An 18566-nucleotide genomic window follows, 5' to 3' on the forward strand; every position below is an offset into this window, starting at 1 on the left:
TCACTTCCGGATGCGGCCGAGGGCGCGGACCACCGCGATGCACCGGTCCTCGACGTAGTTCAGCCCGCCGCCCTCGGCGATGCGCCGGGCCTCCGCCGACACGATGCCCTGCTGCAGCCACAGCGTCTTCGCCCCGATGGCGACCGCCTGCTCCGCCACGCCGGGTGCCTCGCGCGACGGCCGGAACACGTCGACGAGGTCCACCGGTTCCGGGATGTCGGCCAGGGTCCGGTAGACCTTCTCGCCCAGGAGCTCGTCCGCCGAGGGGTGGACCGGGATCACCCGGAATCCGGCGGCCTGCATCGCGGCCGGGACCGAGTGCGCGGCCTTCGCCGGGTCGCGGCTCAGCCCCACCACGGCGATGGTCTTCGCGGCTTTCAGGACTTCTTCGGCTAGGTCGGCCATACCTCGTGAAACCCCCGGCGAGCAGGCGCTATTCCACCGCGAGCCCGCGGGCGGCGCGGACCGAGGCGAGCAGGTCCATCGACACCCGCGGGTCGAACGCCATCTGCTGCCGGGCCAGCGCGAGCAGCTGCGGCTCGCCGCCGGGCACGCCGTACAGCCGGTCACGGGTGAGGTCGTCGGTGAACACCTCCAGGATCGTCGCGCTGAACAGCAGGTACGCGGCGGCCTGCGCGCGCAGCGCCGCCAGCCCCTCGCCCGAGGTGATCCTCGCCGCCAGCGCACGCAGTTCGCCGGGCCCGCGCACGGCCGGGATGCGCACCAGGTCCGCGATCAGGCTCGACCGCTCGGGCGAGGGCTCGACGGTGCGCGCGGCTCCGGTGAACGCGTGTGCCTTGCGGTCCAGCTCGCGCCGGACCAGCAGCTCGACGACGGCGCTCAACGGCTGTCCGGCGGGGAGGTCGAGCAGTTCGACGACGGTGCGCCGCAGGTCGCGGGGCAGGCCGCCGGACAGGCAGTGGCACAGGCAGACGAACTGCTCCGGCAACCCGGGCACGCGGCGGCTGATCCAGGCGCGCGTGTCGTCCGGCGTGAAGTTGTCCAGCCGGACCATCTCGGAGAACGCACTGTCGAACGCGTCCCGCGCCGGGATGCCGCGGCGCTCGAACGAGACGATCGCGTCGTCGGACACCGACACCAGGAACAGGCAGCCGGGCACGTCGAAGACGCCCTTGATGTCGTTGATCAGCTCCTGGGCCTTCTCCGGCTCGGCGATCTTGTCCAGCTCGTCGATCGCGATCACCAGCCGGTCGGTCACGTGCGCGGCCCGCAGCACGCCGGCCGCGTACTCGGCGAAGGCGCGGAACTCGTCGACCACCTCCGGGTAGCTGAGCTGCTGCTCGGCGCTCTGCGTGGAGCGGGTCCACCCGGCCTCGCCCTTGAGCGGCAGGGTGAGCTTGCCGGACCAGCCGGTGGTGTAGGTCTGCAGGAACCGGATGCGGCGCAGCTGCTGCCCGGCGACCGCCCGCAGCTCGCGCAGGCGCGGGTCGGCCCGCCGCGCCGGACGCAGCCCGCGCGCCGTCCGCCACACCGACGCGGCGAGGTCCACCACGACCACGAGCGCGACCAGCGCGGCGGGCACCAGGACGGCGATCCGCCAGCCGGTCAGGCCGGTGAACAGCGGGGGCGGATCGGTGACGAACCGCAGCGGTGGCCGGCCCCACGCCCACGCCCCGAGCAGCACCGGCACCGCGATGGCCACGAGGTGGGCGAGCAGGGAGCGGACCAGCTGCGCGGCCCGCTCCCGCCGCCGGACCGGGGCCACCAGGCGCGCGAAGGTCGCCCAGCGTCGTGGCCGGCCGGTGCCGTGGGTGCGGGTGATGACCTCCTTGCACAGCAGGGCGTGCAGGTACAGGACGAAGTCGCGGGCGTCGTAGCGGGCGGGCGCGGAGGCGATCACCGCGAGCGGCGGCCGGTCCGGATCACCGAGCACCCCGTCGGCGACGAACCGGATCGCGGTGGTCTTGCCCACGCCGCGGTGCCCGGCGAGCGCGATCGCCCCGGTCGCCGACCGCGCGACGGCGGTGCGCAACCGCTCCCCGGCGCCCGTGATCACCGGGGTCGCGGTGGGGGATTCGGCGTGCAGACCGTCGACCGCGCGGTAGGTGAACTGGGTGCTGTCCGGCGGAGTCCGCTTCGCCTCGACGAACCGGACCAGGGCCGGCCACACGATCCGCTCGACCGCGTACACGCGCCAGAGGTCCTCCACCGGCAGCGTGCCGACGCGGCGGAACAGCCGCCGCAGCGGCGCGATCCAGCGGTACCCGATGCGGCAGGCGATCGCCAGCACGGCGAGGTAGGCGGCGACCCCGAACACGGCGAACCCCCACGGCAGGTTCGGCCACGCGCGGACCAGCAGCAGGTGGTAGCCGAACACCACGGCGAAGGCGGCGGCGAGCCGGAGGTCGGCCGGCCGGTGCCCGGGCAGGCGCGACGCGATCACGCCTTGGAAGGCAGGGTCGCGCAGGAAGGTGGCGCGTTCGGTGTCCAGCCGTTCCCGCAGCTCCGGGTCCCCGGCCAGCGCCTCGTGCGCCTCCCGCACCGGGATCCGCTCGGCGGCGAGCAGCTCACGCGCGTCGTCGGTCACCAGGACGTTCGCGATCAGCCCGTCGTCCCCCACGGCGATCAGACTAGATCAGCGCACCACCACGACGTGCTCCCCGCGGGGGACGAACTCGCCGATCACCGGGGCGCCCGGGATCTCGCCGGCCAGCAGGAGGCCGCCCGAGGTCTGGGCGTCGGCCAGCAGCAGGGCCTCCTCCTCGCGCACCGCGGACAGGTCGGTGTGCGGCCGGACCCAGTCGAGGTTGCGTCGCGTGCCGCCGCTGACGTAACCCGCCGCCAGCGCCGCCCGTGCTCCCTCCACATAGGACACCGCGGCGGCGTCCACGACGGCGGTCACCCCGCTGGCGCGCGCCATCTTGTACAGGTGCCCGAGCAGGCCGAAGCCGGTCACGTCGGTCGCGGCCGGGATACCGGCGTCGAGCGCGGCCCGGGCGGCCGGGGCGTTGAGGGTGGTCATCACGTCGATGGCGTCGGGGAAACGCTCGCCGGTCGCCTTGTGCCGGGAGTTCAGCACGCCGATGCCCAGCGGCTTGGTCAGCGACAACGCCATCCCCGGCCGGGCGGAATCGTTGCGCAGCAGGCGGTCCGGGTCGCCGACGCCGGTCACCGCGAGCCCGTACTTCGGCTCCGGGTCGTCGACGCTGTGCCCGCCGGCGAGGTGGCAGCCGGCGTCGGCGCAGATGTCCGCCCCGCCACGCAGCGCCTCGGCCGCCAGCTCGAACGGCAGCACCTCCCGCGGCCAGCCCAGCAGGTTGACCGCCACGACCGGGCGGCCGCCCATCGCGTAGACGTCGGACAGCGCGTTGGCCGCCGCGATGCGCCCCCAGTCGTAGGCGTCGTCGACCACCGGGGTGAAGAAGTCGGTGGTGGCGATCAGCGCGAGCCCATCGGAGATCCGCACCGCGGCGGCGTCGTCCCCGTCGTCCAGGCCCACCACCAGTTCGCCCACCGGATCGGACGGCCGCCTGCCGACCAGCCCGCGCACCACGTCCTCCAGCTCGCCGGGCGGGATCTTGCACGCGCACCCGCCGCCGTGCGCGTACTGCGTGAGTCGATGGCCCATGCCCTCATCGTGCCGCCTTCGCGCTGCGGCGGCCGCGCGAAGTTGCGATCATGGGGTATCCCGCAGGGAGGCGTATCCGGTCTGGTGGCCGGCGCGGTCTTCAAAACCGTTGAGCGGCAGGCGCTGTCGCTGGCGGGTTCGATTCCCGTCCGCCTCCGCCACCCAGGGAGGAGCGAGGAGTGGCGGACCCCCGTCGCCGCGTGCCGCGTACCGACGTGCTGCTCGCGCACCCGCGCCTGGCCGAGGCGGAGCGCGTGCTCGGCCGCGCCCTGGTCAAGGCCGCGGTGGTGGCGGCGCACGACCGCGCCCGCGCCGGGGAGATCGAGCCGGAACAGGTCGCCGAGCAGGCCATCGCGGCGCTGCCGGTGGCAGCCACCACGCTGCGGCCGGTGGTCAACGCGACCGGCGTCGTCGTGCACACCAACCTGGGCCGGGCGCCGTTGTCGCGGGCCGCGCTGGACGCGGTGGTCACGGCCGGGCGGAGCACCGACGTCGAGTTCGACCTCGCGACCGGCCGCCGCGCGCGCCGTGGCCGCGGTGCGCTGGCCGCGCTCGCCGACGCGGTGCCGGCCGCGGGCGGGGTGCACGTGGTGAACAACAACGCCGCCGCCCTGCTCCTGGCCGCGTCCGCGCTCGCGCCCGGCAGGGAGATCGTGATCAGCCGCGGCGAGCTGGTCGAGATCGGCGACGGGTTCCGCATCCCCGAACTGCTGGCGTCCACCGGCGCGCGGCTGCGCGAGGTCGGCACGACGAACCGGACGAGCCTGCGCGACTACGCGGCCGCGCTCGGCCCGGACACCGGGTTCGTGCTCAAGGTGCACCCGTCGAACTTCCGGGTCACCGGCTTCACCGCGGAGGCGTCGGTGCGTGAGCTCGCCACGCTGGAGGCGCCGCTGGTCGTCGACATCGGGTCCGGGCTGCTGGCGCCGCACCCGGTCCTGCCGGACGAACCGGACGCGACCACCGCCCTGCGCGACGGCGCCGATCTGGTGACCGCGAGCGGGGACAAGCTCCTCGGCGGCCCGCAGGCCGGGTTGCTGCTGGGCTCGGCCGGCCTGGTGGAGCGGTTGCGCCGCCATCCCGCCGCCCGGGCGCTGCGGGTCGACAAGCTGACCCTCGCCGCGCTGGAGGCGACCCTGCGCGGGCCGGAACCGCCGGTCGCGCGGGCACTGGTCGCCGATGTCGCGGAGCTGCGCCGCCGGGCGGAAGCGCTGGCCGCGCGGATTCCCGGCGCGAGCGTGGTGTCCTGCCGGGCGGCGGTCGGTGGCGGTGGCGCGCCCGGGGTCGAGCTGCCGTCGGTCGCGGTGAGCCTGCCCGAGTCGTGCGCGGAGCCGCTGCGGACCGGGACGCCGTCGGTGGTGGGCCGCGTCGAGCACGGCCGGTGCCTGCTGGACCTGCGCACGGTCGGCCCGGACGAGGACGAACTGCTGCTCGCGGCGGTGCGCGCGTGTACGTCGTAGCGACCGCGGGGCACGTCGACCACGGCAAGTCGACGCTGGTCGAGCGGCTCACCGGCACCTGGCCCGACCGGCTGGCGGAGGAGCAGCGGCGGGGGCTGACGATCGAGCTGGGGTTCGCGTGGACGGAGATCGACGGGCGGCGGCTGGCGTTCGTCGACGTGCCCGGGCACGAGCGGTTCGTGCCGAACATGCTCGCCGGGGTCGGACCGGTGCCGGCCGTGGTGTTCGTGGTCGCCGCGGACGAGGGCTGGATGCCGCAGTCGGCCGAGCACCTGGCGGCGCTGGCGGCGCTCGGCGTCCGGCACGCCCTGCTGGTCGTGACGAAGGCCGACCTCGCCGATCCGGGGCCGGCGGCGGAGGAAGCGCTTTCCCACCTGGCGGTGCTGGGCCGGGTCGACGCGGTGTCGATCGGGCGCGGCGGCGACCTCGCGCCGGTGCGGCGGGCGCTGTGCACGCTGGTCGACCGGCTGCCCGCGCCGGATCCGGCGGCGGACGTGCGGCTGTGGGTGGACCGGGCGTTCACTGTCCGCGGCGCCGGGACGGTGGTGACCGGGACGCTCGCGGGCGGCACCCTGCGCGCCGGGGACGAGCTGGAGCTGGGCGGCGAGCGGGTGAGCGTGCGTGGCCTGCAGTCGCTCGGGGAGGCGGAGACCGAGGTGACCGCGGTGGCGCGGGTCGCGGTGAACCTGCGTGGCGTGGACCGGGACCGGGTGCGGCGCGGGGACGCGTTGCTGACGCCCGGCGCGTGGGTGCACACGTCGGAGGTGGACGTGGCGGTGCGCGCGCAGGGGGAGTTGCACCGGGAGCTGGTGCTGCACCTGGGCGCGGCGGCGGTACCGGTGCACGTCCGTCCACTCGGGACGGACGCGGCGCGGTTGCGGCTGCGCGTGGCGTTGCCGCTGCGGATCGGGGACACCGGGCTGCTGCGGGACCCGGGCGAGCACCGGATCGCGGCCGGGATCACGGTGCTGGACGTGCGGCCGCCGCCGCTGGGGCGTCGCGGGGCCGGGCGGGCGCGGGCGGCGGAGCTGGCGTCCGGGCGGGTGCCGCCACCGCCGATCGCGCGTGCGAGCGAGCTGCGCGCGATGGGCTTTCCGTTGGCCGGCAAGCGGATCGGCGAGTGGGTCGTGGATGGCGACGCGCTCACCCGGGCGCGCGAGAAGGCCCTGTCGCGGTTCGACGAGTGGTCATCTCGTCATCCGGTGGCGGCCGGGATGCCGGTGGAGGCGCTGCGGCAGGTGGTGGGCCTGCCCGCGGCCGAGCTGGTGCCGGCCGCGCTGGACGGCACGGGGCTGGAGATCACCGAAGGGATCGTGCGGCGCCCGGGTGCGGGGCTGCCGGCGCGGGTGCTGTCGGCACTGGGGCGGCTGGACGAGCGGTTCCGGGCACATCCGTTCCGCGCTCCCGAGGCCGACGAGCTCGCGGAACTGGGATTGGGCCAGCGCGAGCTGGCGGCGGCGGTGCGGGCGGGACGGCTGGTCCGGATCGGGGAGGGTGTGTTCCTCGGTCCGGACGCGCCGGCCCGCGCGGCGGAGGCGCTGGTGACGCTGCCGCAGCCGTTCACGGTCAGCGAGGCCCGGCGCGCCCTGGACACGACCCGCCGGGCGGCGGTGCCGTTGCTGGAGCTGCTCGACGCCCGCGGGATCACGGTCCAGGGCGCGGATTCCCGCCGCCACCTGCGCTGAGCTGGAGCGACACGCGGGTTTCGCTCGGAAGCGTGACGGGTACTCGACTCACGGTGAGGAGAGGAGCTCGTCATGGACACGAACGCCTATGTGGCCTTCCTGGTGATAGGCGCGCTGATCGTCTTGGTCGACGGCCAGTTCGTCTACCACAGCGGGAAGCGGTACCTGGCGAACGGGCAGGGCGAATCGGAATCGGGGGCGTCCATGGCCCGGCTGGTCGCGGTGTTGTTCCACATCGCGACGCTGGGTGTGCTCGCGCTCATCTCGACGATCGACTTCCCCGGCGGCACCACGCCGACGGCGATCGTGGGACGCGTCGGCGTGTTCCTGCTGGTACTGGCGCTGGCCCACGGCATCACGATCGCCGTGCTGTCGCGTCAGCGCGAGGAACAGGTCGTCGAGCAGATCAACACGCGGATGAACACCCCGCGCCCCGCGGACCATTCGCTGAACGACCCGGTCGTCTCCCCGGTGCCTGGTCAGGAGGGCCGCGACCCGCGCGTCAGCCCCAGCATCGAGAGCGGCACCCCGTACACGACCGACCGGTACTAGCGGTTCAGGCTCCGCAGCAGTTCCAGCGTGCGGGCCTGCTCCGCCGGTGACCCGGCGAGCGCGGCGGCGAATTCGGTGGCTCCGGCGTCCAGGTGGCGCCGGAGCTGCCGTTCGAGCGCATCCTCGTCCCCGGCGACGACCGTCTCCGCGACCTCCCGCACCCCCTCCCGATCGAGGACCGCGCGGTACGCGGGCATCGTCGCGGCCATGCCGTACTCCCGCGTGATCCGCGCGCGGACCGCGGCCGGATCGTCGGTCACCGCCACGATCACGCCGGCGACCACCCGTGGTTCCGCCCGTCCCGCCGCGGCTTCCCGGATCTTCGGGACGATGTGGTCGCCGAGCGTCCGCGGTCCGGCCCAGGTGGTGATGGTCCCGTCCGCCAGCTCACCCGCGATGCGCAACGTCAGGTCGCCGAGCGCGGACACCAGCAGGGCGGGCGGCTGCGCGCCGGTGACCTCCACCTGTGCCCGCGCGGCCAGCGTTTCGCCTTGGTAGGCAACGGATTCCCCGCGCAGCAGCGGGCCCAGGGCGGTCAGGTACTCGCGCAGGTGCCGCGCCGGCTTGTCGTAGGAGAGGCCGTACTGGTCCTCGATCATCACCGGGTGGCTGAGCCCGACGCCGAGGCTGAGCCGGTTGCCGGTGACCGACTGGGTGCTCAGCGCCCGCGTGGCCAGCGTGATCGGGTGCTGCGGCCAGGTCGGCACGATCGCGGTGCCCAGTTCGATCCCGGGCACCTCTCGCCCGGCCACGGCGAGCGCGGTCAGCGGGTCCCAGCTGAACCGCTGGCCCAGCCATAGGGCGGGCAGCCCGGAGCGCGCCGCCGCGACGATGTCGTCGATGGTCTTGCTCGCGGTGTCGACCATCAGGCCGATCCTCATGGTTTTCCCCCTTCGTAGGCGGCGCGGTGCTGGTTCCCGATCTCGGTGAACAGGTCGGCGACCCGGGGCGCCAGCTCGGCCAGCACCGCCGGGTCCGGTTCGGCCGCCGGTTCGAAGGCGCCGCGCACGGTCGCGGCGAGCAGATCCGCGGCGCCCGGGTGCGGCGGGGACAGGAAGAAGCCTTCGAGCGTGGCGTGCCAGGCGTAGCGCAGGTCGTCGAACGGCAGGTCGGTGCGCACCAGGTCGTGCTCGGCGAGCAGCCGCAGGTAATCGGCGAAAGCCTCGTCGTGCCGCGACTCCGCCCGGTCGCGAGCCAGCTTGCCGAGCACGGCGGGATCGGCGCGCACGTGGGCGCGCAGCAGGGGACGGCCGGCGACCGACTCGAAGTTCACGCGGGTCAGCTCGTGCAGCAGAACCGTGCGCGGGTCCGCGCGGATCGCGGCCACCAGCTCGTCGGCGGCCGCGGCCAGCTCGCGCCGGAACACCGCGCGGAACAGGTCCTGCCGCGACTTCCAGTGCAGGTAGACGGTGCCCTTGCCGATACCGGCCCGCTCGGCCACGTCGTCGACGGTCACCTTCTGGTAGCCCCAGCGCAGCAGCAGGCCGGCGGCCACGTCGAGGATGCGTTCCGCCCGCTCCCGCCGATCCATGCCGGTGATCTTATGACTGATTTTGAATTTCAGTCAACGGTCAGCAGTGTCCGGTCGTCGGAGTGGCCTCGTCCGGCGTGCCGGGCCAGGGTGGGGCGGTGGCCGCGACGACCTCCAGGCCGTCCGGGCCCGCGCGGAACTGGAAGGTCGTGCCGAGCGGGATCGTCAGGCACGCGCCCGGCGTCAGCTCGGTGAGCGGCGTTCCGCAGGTGCGAGGTCTGGAAGGGCTGCACGGCATCCGGCAGTTCGTCGGCTGCCGCTAGGAACAGATCGCGCCCTGGGCCGCGGACCCGACCAGCCGCGCGTACTTCGCCAGCACGCCCGTCCGGCGCGGCAGCTCCGGCGGTTCCCAGCCGGCGCGCCGCGCCTCCAGTTCCTCGGCGGAAATCCCCACGTCGAGCGTCCGCGTCTCCATGTCCAGCACGATCGGGTCGCCGTCGCGGACGAAAGCGATCGGGCCGCCGTGCGCGGCTTCCGGGGCGACGTGCCCGATGCACAACCCGGTGGTCCCGCCGGAGAACCGCCCGTCGGTGAGCAGCAGGACGTCCTTGCCCAGCCCGGCGCCCTTGATCGCGCCCGTCACGGCCAGCATCTCGCGCATCCCGGGCCCGCCGCGCGGCCCCTCGTACCGGATCACCACCACGTCGCCGGGCTGCAGTGTCGGCAAAGCGTCCATCGCCGCCTGCTCCCCGTCGAACACGCGCGCCGTGCCCTCGAACCGCGACGAGTCGAACCCGGCGCTCTTCACCACCGCACCTTCCGGCGCGAGGCTGCCGTGCAGGATCGTCAGCCCGCCGGTCGGGTGGATCGGGTTCGACAGCTTCCGCACCACCTCGCCGTCCAGCTCCGGCGGCGCCAGCTCGGCCAGGTTCTCCGCCAGCGTCTTGCCCGTCACCGTCAGGCAGTCGCCGTGCAGCAGACCGGCGTCGAGCAGGGCCTTCATCACCACCGGCACCCCGCCGACCCGGTCCACCGCGGTCATCACGTGCCGCCCGAACGGCTTGACGTCGGCCAGGTGCGGCACCCGGTCACCGATCCGGGTGAAATCGTCCAGCGTCAGCTCGACCTGCGCCTCGTGCGCGATCGCCAGCAGGTGCAGCACCGCGTTGGTCGACCCGCCCAGCGCCATCACGACGGCGATCGCGTTCTCGAACGCCTCGCGCGTCAGCACGTCCCGCGCGGTGATCCCGGCGGCGAGCATCCCGACCACGGCCTCGCCGCTCTCCCGCGCGAACCGGTCCCGCCGCCGGTCCACCGACGGCGGGCTGGCCGACCCGGGCAGCGACATGCCCAGCGCCTCCGCCGCGCAGGCCATCGTGTTGGCCGTGTACATGCCGCCACACGCGCCCTCGCCAGGGCAGATCGCGCGTTCGATCTTGTCGACCTCCGCGCGCGAGATCAGCCCGCGGGCACACGCGCCGACGGCCTCGAACGCGTCGATGATCGTCACCTCGCGTCCGTCGACGTTGCCCGGCAGGATCGACCCGGCGTAGAGGAACACCGCGGCGACGTCCAGACGGGCGGCGGCCATCAGCATCCCGGGCAGGCTCTTGTCGCAGCCGGCCAGCAGCACCGCGCCGTCCAGCCGCTCGGCCTCCATCACGGTCTCCACCGAATCGGCGATGATCTCCCGCGACACCAGCGAGAAGTGCATGCCCTCGTGGCCCATCGAGATCCCATCGGAGACGGAGATCGTGCCGAACTCCATCGGGAAGCCGCCGCCGGCGTGCACCCCCTGTTTGCTCGCCTGCGCCAGCCGTTGCAGGGACAGGTTGCACGGTGTTATCTCGTTCCATGACGAGGCGATGCCGATCTGCGGTTTGGCGAAGTCCTCGTCGCCCATTCCGACCGCACGCAGCATGCCCCGCGCCGCCGCGCGTTCCAGCCCATCCGTCACGTCCCGCGACCGGGGTTTGAGGTCAGCCATGGTGAGCACGATAGGCCGGAGATCCATTATCTACACAACGTTGACGACCGAGAGCAAGTTGTAGAGAATCGAAGTCATGACGACGGTGTCATTCGATCGGCGACCGGATTCCTACCGGCACTGGCGGCTCCGCATCGAGCCGCCGCTGGCCTGGCTGGAGATGGACGTCGACGAGAACGGCGGCCTGGTTCCCGGCTACGAGCTCAAGCTCAACTCCTACGATCTGGGCGTCGACATCGAGCTGTACGACGCCGTCCAGCGGCTGCGCTTCGAGCACCCCGAGGTGCGCGCGGTCATCCTCACCAGCGCCAAGGACAAGGTGTTCTGCGCCGGCGCGAACATCCGGATGCTGGCCGGCTCCTCGCACGAGTGGAAGGTGAACTTCTGCAAGTTCACCAACGAGACCCGCAACGGCATCGAGGACGCCACCGAGAACTCCGGCCAGACCTACCTCGCCGCGGTCAACGGCAGCTGCGCCGGCGGCGGCTACGAGATCGCCCTGGCCTGCGAGAAGATCCTGCTGGTCGACGACAACTCCTCGACCGTCGCGCTGCCCGAGGTGCCGCTGCTCGGCGTGCTGCCCGGCACCGGCGGCCTCACCCGGGTCACCGACAAGCGCCGCGTCCGCAAGGACCGCGCCGACGTGTTCGCCACCCGCCCGGACGGCGTGAAGGGCCGAACGGCGGTCGACTGGCGACTGGTCGACGAGCTGGTCCCGCGCCAGGAGTTCCGCGCGGTCGTCGAGCAACGCGCCCGGGAGCTCGCCGCCCGCAGCAACCGTCCGCAGGACGCGCAGGGCATCGTGCTCGAACCGCTCGACCGCACCGAAGACGACGACCGCATCACCTACCCGAACACCACCGCCGAGCTGGACCGGGCCGCCGGCGTCGTCACCATCACCGTCCACGGGCCACACGGGGACGGCTGGCTGCTCGCGATGACCCGCGAGCTGGACGACCTCATCCTGCGCCTGCGCACCAACGAACCCGAGCTGGGCACCTGGGTCTTCCGCACCGAGGGCGACCCGGACGCCGTGCTCGCCGCCGAACGCGAGGTGCTCACCGGTTCCGACTGGCTGTCCAACGAAATCCTGCACTACTACAAGCGCACGCTGAAACGGCTCGACGTCACCAGCCGCAGCCTCATCGCCCTGATCGAACCGGGCAGCTGCTTCGCCGGGGTGCTGCTGGAACTGGCGCTGGCCTGCGACCGCCAGTACATGCTGGACGGCCCTCCGATCGACGACGAGGACAGCGAGGAGCGCGCGTGCCTCGTGCTGTCGGACGCGAACTTCGGCGCGTTCCCGATGGGCAACGGCCTGTCCCGCCTGGAATCCCGGTTCTACGGCGAGCACGACCACCTCGACTGGCTCAAACGCGAACGCGACCGGCGCCTGTCCGCGGGCGAGGCCGTCGAGCTGGGCCTGGTCACCGAGGCCCCGGACGACATCGACTGGGAGGACGAGATCCGGATCGTGCTGGAGGGGCGCGCCGCGCTGTCGCCGGACGCGCTCACCGGCATGGAGGCCAACCACCGGTTCGTCGGCCCGGAAACCATCGAGACCAAGATCTTCGGCCGCCTGACGGCCTGGCAGAACTGGATCTTCACGAGACCGAACGCCTCGGGCCCGGACGGCGCGCTGCGCCGCTACGGCACGGGCCAGAAGGCGACCTTCGACCGCAAGCGGGTGTGAGATGCCGACCAGGATCGACTACGACGCCAAGATCCCGAACAACGTGGAGCTGTCCGACAACCGGCGCCTGCAGCGGGCGCTGGAGGGCTGGCAGCCGAAGTTCATGCACTGGTGGGCCGAGATGGGCCCGGCGCTGGAGACGCAGGGCGTGTACCTGCGCACGGCGGTCAGCGTCGGCCGCGAGGGCTGGGCGCACTTCGACCACGTCGTGCCGCAGGACTACCGCTGGGGCATCTTCCTGTCCGAGCGCGACCCGGACCGCCGCATCGCCTTCGGCGAGCACCGCGGCGAGCCGGCGTGGCAGCAGGTGCCCGGCGAGTACCGCGCCGACCTGCAACGGCTGATCGTCATCCAGGGCGACACCGAGCCGGCGTCGGTGGAACAGCAGAAGCTGCTCGGCCTGACCGCGCCCAGCCTGTACGACCTGCGCAACCTCTTCCAGGTCAACGTGGAGGAGGGCCGTCACCTGTGGGCGATGGTCTACCTGCTGCACGCCTACTTCGGCAAGGAGGGCCGCGAGGAGGCCGAAGCGCTGCTCTACCGCAACTCGGGCAGCCCGGACACGCCGCGCATCCTCGGCGCGTTCAACGAGGAGACCGCGGACTGGCTCGCGTTCTACATGTTCACCTACTTCACCGACCGCGACGGCAAGTACCAGCTGGGCACGCTCAAGGAGTCCGCGTTCGACCCGCTGTCGCGGACCTGCGAGTTCATGCTCAAGGAGGAGGCGCACCACATGTTCGTCGGCACCACCGGTGTCGACCGGGTGGTCACGCGCAGCGCCGAGCTGATCCGCGAGCACGACACCATGGACATCGCCGCGCACGGCGGCATCCCGCTGGACATCATCCAGCGCTACCTGAACTTCCACTACACCGTCTCGCTCGACCTGTTCGGCAGCGAGACGTCGACCAACGCGGCCAACTACTACACCTCCGGCCTCAAGGGCCGCTGGATGGAGACCCGCCGCAAGGACGACCACCAGCTGACCGAAGACGCGGCGCTGCTGGAGAAACCGCAGGACGACGGCACCTGGACCACCGAGGAGATGCAGAAGATCCTGCTGCTCAACCTCGACCTGCGCACCGAGTACATCGCCGACTGCGAATCCGGGGTCAAGCGGTGGAACAAGATCCTCGCCGAGGCCGGCATCGACTTCCGGTTCCGCCTGCCGCACCCTGGTTTCAACCGGAAAGTCGGCATAAACTCCGGCCACCACATCACGCCGGACGGGACGATCGTGGACGAAGCGACCTGGGAGCGCAGCCGCAGGCACTGGCTGCCCACCGACGAGGACCTGGCGTTCGTCCGCTCGCTCATGCACCCGGTGTACGAGCGGGGCAAGATCGCGAGCTGGGTCGCGCCGCCGCGGCAGGGCATCAACGGGAAGCCGTTCGACTACGAGTACGTGTACCTGTGAATCCTGCGAAGGGCGGGCGCGATGGCCGAGTTCAACGCCGCGGACTACCTGGTCGACCGGCACGTCCGGGACGGTGACGGCGCCCGCACCGCGGTCGTCACGGTCTCCCACACGCTCACCTACGCGGAACTGTCCGAAGCGGTGCACCGCGTCGCGGGCGGGTTGACCGGCATCGGTGTGCGGCCCGAGGAACGGGTCATGTTGTGCATGGTGGACGGCGTCGAAATGCTCACCGGCATCCTCGGCGCGATGTGCGCCGGGGCGGTGCCGGTGCCGGTGTCGACCATGGTGACCGGGCCCGAGCTGGGCCGGGTGCTCGCCGACTCGCGGGCCCGCGTGCTGTGCGTGTCCGGCGAGTTCGCCGCGGCCGCGAAGGAGGCGGTCGAGCTGGCGCCGGAGGTCACCGACGTCGTCCTGGACCGGGCGGACGCGGCCCAGTTCTCTTCGATGTCCACACACGACTGGTCGCGTCTGTCCACGGCGGACCCGCGGGAAACCTACGCCACCTGGGAGGATTCGCCCGCGCTGTGGCTGTACACCTCCGGCACGACCGGCCGGCCCAAGGGCGCGATGCACCGGCACGCGAGCATCCGCGCGGTGTGCGAGACCTACGGACGGCAGGTGCTCGGCATCCGGCCGGACGACCGGTGCTTCTCGGTCGCCAAGCTGTTCTTCGCCTACGGCATCGGCAATTCCGCGTTCTTCCCGCTGTCGGTGGGCGCGAGCACGGTGTTCGAACCGGGCCGCCCGACGCCGCAGCTGGTGGCCGACCGGGTGCGCGCCGAGCGGCCGACGTTGTTCTTCGGCGTGCCGACGTTCTACTCCGCCCTGCTGTCCGCCGACCTGCCGCGCGACACGTTCTCCTCGGTGCGCCAGGCGGTTTCCGCCGGTGAGCCGCTGCCCGCGGTGCTGTTCGAGCGGTTCCGGGAGCGGTTCGGGGTGGAGATCCTGGACGGCATCGGGTCCACCGAGGCGCTGCACATCTTCCTGTCCAACCGGCCGGGCGCGGTGGTGCCGGGCACGACGGGCGTCGCGGTGCCCGGGTACGACCTGGAGATCCGCGATCCGCTGGGCACGGTGATCGAGACCACCGGGCAGCCCGGCGAGCTGTACGTGCGCGGGCCGTCGACGGCGTTCGGGTACTGGAGCCGGTACGAGACGTCGAAGCAGGTGTTCCAGGGCGAGTGGCTGCGGACGGGCGACAGCTTCGTGCGCAACCCGGACGGCACCTACACGTGTCTCGGCCGGTTCAACGACATGCTGAAGGCGGGCGGGATCTGGGTGTCGCCGGCGGAGGTCGAGCAGCGGTTGCTGCAGCACCCCGACGTGGCCGAGGTGGCGGTGGTGGCGGCGCCGGACTCCGACGGCATCGAGAAGCCGGTGGCGTGCGTGGTGCCGGCCGCCGGGCGGACCGTCGACCCGGACGCGCTGATCGACTTCTGCCGGGAGGGGCTGGCCGCGTTCAAACGGCCGCGCGCCGTGGTGGGGGTCGAGGAGCTGCCGAAGACCGCGACGGGCAAGATCCGCCGGAACGTGATCCGCGAGCTGGTGCGGGATTCGCTGCGGCCGGGAGCCCTCACGTGATCGACGGGTATGCGGTGGTCGACGCGCACGTCCACGCGCCGCGGCTGGGCACGTTGAAGCCGGCGTGGCTGGAGTGGGCGGAGCGGTTCTCCGGGCCGCACGACTGGCGGTCGGCGTACGACGCGGAGGGGAACGTCGTGCCTTCGCGGCTGGATGCGTTGTTCGAGTCCGAGGGCGTCGACCGCGCGTTGTTGTTCTGCGAGTACAGCCCGCGCGCGACCGGGATCCAGCCGATCGAGGACAACCTGCCGCTGGTCGCGGAGAACCCGACGCGGTTCCGGCTGGTGGCGAACGTGAACCCGTACCTGCACCACCCGGTGGCGGCCGAGGTGGAGCGGCAGCTGGACCTGGGTGCGGTGGCGTTGAAGATCCACCCCGTGCACGGCGCGTTCTCGCCGGGGGACAAGGAGTTGTACGCCGCGTACCACGTCTGTGCGGAGCGCGGGGTGCCGGTGATCATCCACTCGGGCACGAGCAGCTTCCCCGGCGCCCGCGCGAGCTTCGGGAACCCGGAGCTGATGGCGGACGTCGTCGAGGACTTCCCGTCGGTGCAGTTCGTGTTCGCCCACGGCGGCCGCGGGTGGTGGTACGACGTGGCCGCGTTCCTGGCCCTGGCGCGGGACAACGTGTGGCTGGACCTGTCCGGGCTGCCGCCGCGGAAGCTGCCGGAGTACTACGCGCGGTTCGACTTCGTGCGGCTGGCCGGCCGGTTCGTGTTCGGCACGGACTGGCCGGGCGTCCCGGGCGTCGCGCGGAACGTCCGGGCGCTGATGGAGCTGGACCTGCCGGAGCCCGTGCTGCGCGACGTGCTGTCCGCCAACGCGGCGAAGATCTACCCGGGCTTGGGAATCTGACGCAGCCGCGAGTCCCGCGCTCCCGCTCGCGAGTCCCGCGCTCCCGCGCGCGAGTCCTGCGCTCCCGCGCGCGAGTCCCGCGCTCCCGCGCGCGAGTCCCACACTCCGGCCCGCGAGTCCTGCGCTCCCGCGCGCGAGTCCTGCGCTCCCGCGCGCGAGTCCCACACCCGATGCGGTTCCGGGCAGGTCGGACTCTCAGCGCCGAAGGTGGGACTCGCGGGCGCCGGGGTCGGCTAGCGCATCACCTCGTGGAGGCAGAGCCAGTTGCCTTCGGAGTCGGAGAACCACGCGGCTTTCTCGTTGCCCAGCGTGGCGATGTGGCCTTCGGTGCGGAGGTCACCGGAGTCGTAGTCGGCGAAGCGCACGCCGCGGGCCTCCAGGTCGTGCACCTCGGCGGAGATGTCGCCGACCTCGAAGCTGAGCACCGTGTTCTCGCTCGGTGCGGTGTCCGGCAGCGGGCGCAGGCCGATCACGTGCCCGGAGCCGGCTTCGAAGTAGCAGGTGCCGTCCGGGCCGGTTCCGGTCTGGCGCAGGCCGAGCTGGTCACCGTAGAAGTGCCGGGCGCGGTCGGTGTCCTGCGCGGGGAGCATGTGCGTGATGGTGGACGTGGTGAGCATGGCCGCCTCCTTCACGAGAGCACCCATGGTGCGCCGCGGATCCGGTCGAGGCAACGGGGGTTTCAGCTGGTGCCGTTCACCTCGCGGAGCGTGCGCATCGCGTCGGCCAGGGCTTCCGACGCCTCCGGGCCAAGCGGCTCCAGCACCCGGCGCCGCAGGATCTCCGCGCACGCCTGGCGCGCCTTCTCCGCCACCTCGCGGCCGTGCTCGGTCAGGCACGCGAACGTCACGCGCCGGTCGTCCGGGCTCGGCTTGCGGGTGATCAGCCCGGCGGCGACCAGCCGGTCCGCCACCTTGGTGAACCCGCCGCTGGACAGCGCCGCCTCGGTGGCCAGGCGCGTCATCGGCATGCGGTGACCGGGCGTGCGCACCAGCCGCAGCAGGATGTCGAACGGCGCCGGCGCCAGTCCGAACCGCTCGGCGATCTCGCCCATGAGTCGATCCTGCGTGGCGAGGTACCCCTCGATCACGAGGCCCCACCAGGTCACGATCTCGTCATCGCCGGGAGTGGTCACGCCATGACTATACCGCCCAGAACTCTTCCTGGAATATATCTTGCTGGCGAGAGGTTCTCCGGGTTACCTTGAGGCCCCGGCGAAGGAGCAGACGGATGTCCATCAAGACGAGCGGCTTGCACCACGTGACCGCGATCGGCGGCGACCCCCAGCGCAACGCCGACTTCTACCTGCGCACGCTCGGCCTGCGCCTGGTGAAGACCACGGTCAACTTCGACGACCCGGGCACCTACCACCTCTACTACGGCGACCAGTCCGGCAAGCCCGGCACGCTGATGACCTTCTTCCCGTGGCCCGGGGCCCCCAGGGGCCGCCTCGGCACCGGCCAGGCCACCACGACCGCGTTCTCCGTGCCGGCGAACTCGATCGGCTGGTGGAAGGACCACCTCGCGGAAGCCGGCCTCACCACCGGTCGCATCGCCAACCGGGCCGGCGAGGACGTCCTGACGTTCCGCGATCCGGACGGCCTCCAGCTCGCCCTGGTCGCGCACCCGCAGGGCGACCCACGTGACCCGTGGGACAACGGGCACGTCCCGGCCGAGCACGCGATCCGCGGCCTGCACTCGGTGACCCTGTCGGTCGCCGAGGAGGACGCGACCGCCGAGATGTTCGGCGACCTGGGTCTGACCTTCAGCAGCCAGGACAGCAACCGCCTGCGCTTCAAGGCCGGCGCGGGCGGGCCGGGCGCGCTGGTCGACGTCCTGGTCACGCCGGACGTGCCGCGCGGGCTCGTCGCCGCGGGCACCGTCCACCACGTCGCGTGGCGCGCGCCGGACGAGGACAGCCAGGCCGCGTGGCGCGCGGAGCTGGCCGACCGGGGCGTGCACGTCACCTCGATCCTGGACCGGCAGTACTTCCGCTCGATCTACTTCCGCGAGCCGGGCGGCACGCTGCTGGAGATCGCGACCGACCAGCCCGGGTTCGCCATCGACGAGCCGCTGCTGGAGCTGGGCCGTGCGCTCAAGCTGCCGCCGTGGCTGGAACCGGACCGCGAGCAGATCGAGCGCGCGCTGCCGAAGCTGGACATCCCGGGCGAGAACAACCGTTGACGCTGGAGCACGAGTTCACCGAGGGGTGCGCCGGTGGCGTAACGACCGGTTTTGTCGGTGCCTCCTGGGAAGATCACGGCAACTTCGAGG

At 72.6% G+C, this 18566-nt stretch carries 17 protein-coding genes and 1 tRNA gene; 9 read left to right on the plus strand and 9 right to left on the minus strand.

What is annotated here, in order from left to right; genetic code table 11:
* The 3 genes from D0D15_RS05655 to selD are packed head-to-tail and all read right to left on the minus strand — an operon-like array spanning position 1 to position 3589.
* Complete coding sequence (locus tag D0D15_RS05655) at positions 1 to 405, minus strand: CoA-binding protein (RefSeq protein ID WP_094005696.1); 405 nt, start codon at positions 403 to 405, stop codon at positions 1 to 3.
* Between the two features lie 28 nt (positions 406 to 433).
* The gene (locus D0D15_RS05660) at positions 434 to 2581 is read right to left on the minus strand and encodes a P-loop NTPase fold protein (protein WP_115944287.1); all 2148 of its coding nucleotides are present in this window, start codon (positions 2579 to 2581) and stop codon (positions 434 to 436) included.
* 15 nt (positions 2582 to 2596) lie between these two features.
* Complete coding sequence (selD, locus tag D0D15_RS05665) at positions 2597 to 3589, minus strand: selenide, water dikinase SelD (RefSeq protein ID WP_094005698.1); 993 nt, start codon at positions 3587 to 3589, stop codon at positions 2597 to 2599.
* 66 nt (positions 3590 to 3655) lie between these two features.
* On the opposite strand from selD, the gene D0D15_RS05670 reads away from it, so the two are divergent.
* The 4 genes from D0D15_RS05670 (at position 3656) to D0D15_RS05685 (ending at position 7286) form a co-directional block, all read left to right on the plus strand.
* Positions 3656 to 3750 (plus strand) — tRNA-Sec (locus D0D15_RS05670).
* An 18-nt stretch (positions 3751 to 3768) separates the two neighbouring features.
* On the plus strand, positions 3769 to 5049 hold the full coding sequence (gene selA, locus D0D15_RS05675; protein ID WP_115944288.1) for an L-seryl-tRNA(Sec) selenium transferase: 1281 nt from the start codon (positions 3769 to 3771) through the stop codon (positions 5047 to 5049).
* Complete coding sequence (locus D0D15_RS05680) at positions 5037 to 6734, plus strand: SelB domain-containing protein (RefSeq protein ID WP_094005700.1); 1698 nt, start codon at positions 5037 to 5039, stop codon at positions 6732 to 6734. Before selA ends, D0D15_RS05680 begins: the two co-directional genes overlap by 13 nt.
* Positions 6735 to 6806: 72 nt before the next feature.
* Positions 6807 to 7286 carry a hypothetical protein gene (locus D0D15_RS05685; RefSeq protein WP_094005701.1) on the plus strand — a complete coding sequence of 160 codons (480 nt, stop codon included), beginning with the start codon at positions 6807 to 6809 and terminating at the stop codon, positions 7284 to 7286.
* Here D0D15_RS05685 and D0D15_RS05690 read toward each other — a convergent pair.
* The 4 genes from D0D15_RS05690 to ilvD are packed head-to-tail and all read right to left on the minus strand — an operon-like array spanning position 7283 to position 10744.
* Complete coding sequence (locus tag D0D15_RS05690; RefSeq protein ID WP_094005702.1) at positions 7283 to 8167, minus strand: TIGR03564 family F420-dependent LLM class oxidoreductase; 885 nt, start codon at positions 8165 to 8167, stop codon at positions 7283 to 7285. The two genes, D0D15_RS05685 and D0D15_RS05690, sit on opposite strands and share 4 nt — an antisense overlap.
* Positions 8164 to 8817 carry a TetR/AcrR family transcriptional regulator gene (locus tag D0D15_RS05695; RefSeq protein WP_094005703.1) on the minus strand — a complete coding sequence of 218 codons (654 nt, stop codon included), beginning with the start codon at positions 8815 to 8817 and terminating at the stop codon, positions 8164 to 8166. The genes D0D15_RS05690 and D0D15_RS05695 overlap by 4 nt, the downstream gene beginning before the upstream one ends.
* A 40-nt stretch (positions 8818 to 8857) precedes the next feature.
* Positions 8858 to 9055 carry a hypothetical protein gene (locus D0D15_RS35835; protein WP_143266196.1) on the minus strand — a complete coding sequence of 66 codons (198 nt, stop codon included), beginning with the start codon at positions 9053 to 9055 and terminating at the stop codon, positions 8858 to 8860.
* Between the two features lie 21 nt (positions 9056 to 9076).
* Positions 9077 to 10744 carry a dihydroxy-acid dehydratase gene (gene ilvD, locus D0D15_RS05705; RefSeq protein WP_094005779.1) on the minus strand — a complete coding sequence of 556 codons (1668 nt, stop codon included), beginning with the start codon at positions 10742 to 10744 and terminating at the stop codon, positions 9077 to 9079.
* A gap of 76 nt (positions 10745 to 10820) precedes the next feature.
* Here ilvD and boxC point away from each other — a divergent pair, with 76 nt between their 5' ends.
* The 4 genes from boxC to D0D15_RS05725 are packed head-to-tail and all read left to right on the plus strand — an operon-like array spanning position 10821 to position 16295.
* Entirely contained in the window at positions 10821 to 12437 is a 1617-nt protein-coding gene (gene boxC / locus D0D15_RS05710; protein ID WP_094005705.1) for a 2,3-epoxybenzoyl-CoA dihydrolase, read from the plus strand.
* Position 12438: 1 nt separating this feature from the next.
* On the plus strand, positions 12439 to 13857 hold the full coding sequence (gene boxB / locus D0D15_RS05715; RefSeq protein WP_094005706.1) for a benzoyl-CoA 2,3-epoxidase subunit BoxB: 1419 nt from the start codon (positions 12439 to 12441) through the stop codon (positions 13855 to 13857).
* Between the two features lie 21 nt (positions 13858 to 13878).
* Complete coding sequence (locus D0D15_RS05720) at positions 13879 to 15441, plus strand: benzoate-CoA ligase family protein (RefSeq protein ID WP_094005707.1); 1563 nt, start codon at positions 13879 to 13881, stop codon at positions 15439 to 15441.
* Positions 15438 to 16295, plus strand: coding sequence for an amidohydrolase family protein (locus D0D15_RS05725; protein WP_094005708.1), 858 nt, complete (start codon positions 15438 to 15440; stop codon positions 16293 to 16295). The genes D0D15_RS05720 and D0D15_RS05725 overlap by 4 nt, the downstream gene beginning before the upstream one ends.
* Before the next feature lie 233 nt (positions 16296 to 16528).
* Here D0D15_RS05725 and D0D15_RS05735 read toward each other — a convergent pair whose 3' ends face one another.
* Together D0D15_RS05735 and D0D15_RS05740 are read right to left on the minus strand one after the other, a co-directional pair.
* Positions 16529 to 16912: a VOC family protein gene (locus D0D15_RS05735; RefSeq protein WP_094005780.1), complete on the minus strand. Its 384-nt coding sequence runs from the start codon at positions 16910 to 16912 to the stop codon at positions 16529 to 16531.
* A gap of 62 nt (positions 16913 to 16974) precedes the next feature.
* Positions 16975 to 17427: a MarR family winged helix-turn-helix transcriptional regulator gene (locus D0D15_RS05740; protein WP_094005709.1), complete on the minus strand. Its 453-nt coding sequence runs from the start codon at positions 17425 to 17427 to the stop codon at positions 16975 to 16977.
* A gap of 95 nt (positions 17428 to 17522) precedes the next feature.
* Between D0D15_RS05740 and D0D15_RS05745 the strand changes: the two genes are divergently transcribed.
* Positions 17523 to 18476, plus strand: coding sequence for a ring-cleaving dioxygenase (locus D0D15_RS05745; RefSeq protein WP_094005710.1), 954 nt, complete (start codon positions 17523 to 17525; stop codon positions 18474 to 18476).
* The last annotated feature ends 90 nt before the right edge of the window (positions 18477 to 18566 follow it).

Origin of the sequence: Amycolatopsis thermalba, assembly GCF_003385215.1 — a bacterium.
Taxonomy (GTDB): Bacteria; Actinomycetota; Actinomycetes; order Mycobacteriales; family Pseudonocardiaceae; genus Amycolatopsis_E; species Amycolatopsis_E thermalba.

Coding starts and splice junctions, on each gene's coding strand:
- D0D15_RS05655 (WP_094005696.1), bottom strand. CDS start 405: ATGGCCGACCTAGCCGAAGAAGTCCTGAAAGCCGCGAAGACCATCGCC.
- selD (WP_094005698.1), bottom strand. CDS start 3,589: ATGGGCCATCGACTCACGCAGTACGCGCACGGCGGCGGGTGCGCGTGC.
- D0D15_RS05685 (WP_094005701.1), top strand. CDS start 6,807: ATGGACACGAACGCCTATGTGGCCTTCCTGGTGATAGGCGCGCTGATC.
- D0D15_RS05690 (WP_094005702.1), bottom strand. CDS start 8,167: ATGAGGATCGGCCTGATGGTCGACACCGCGAGCAAGACCATCGACGAC.
- D0D15_RS05695 (WP_094005703.1), bottom strand. CDS start 8,817: ATGGATCGGCGGGAGCGGGCGGAACGCATCCTCGACGTGGCCGCCGGC.
- D0D15_RS35835 (WP_143266196.1), bottom strand. CDS start 9,055: ATGCCGTGCAGCCCTTCCAGACCTCGCACCTGCGGAACGCCGCTCACC.
- ilvD (WP_094005779.1), bottom strand. CDS start 10,744: ATGGCTGACCTCAAACCCCGGTCGCGGGACGTGACGGATGGGCTGGAA.
- boxC (WP_094005705.1), top strand. CDS start 10,821: ATGACGACGGTGTCATTCGATCGGCGACCGGATTCCTACCGGCACTGG.
- boxB (WP_094005706.1), top strand. CDS start 12,439: ATGCCGACCAGGATCGACTACGACGCCAAGATCCCGAACAACGTGGAG.
- D0D15_RS05720 (WP_094005707.1), top strand. CDS start 13,879: ATGGCCGAGTTCAACGCCGCGGACTACCTGGTCGACCGGCACGTCCGG.
- D0D15_RS05735 (WP_094005780.1), bottom strand. CDS start 16,912: ATGCTCACCACGTCCACCATCACGCACATGCTCCCCGCGCAGGACACC.
- D0D15_RS05745 (WP_094005710.1), top strand. CDS start 17,523: ATGTCCATCAAGACGAGCGGCTTGCACCACGTGACCGCGATCGGCGGC.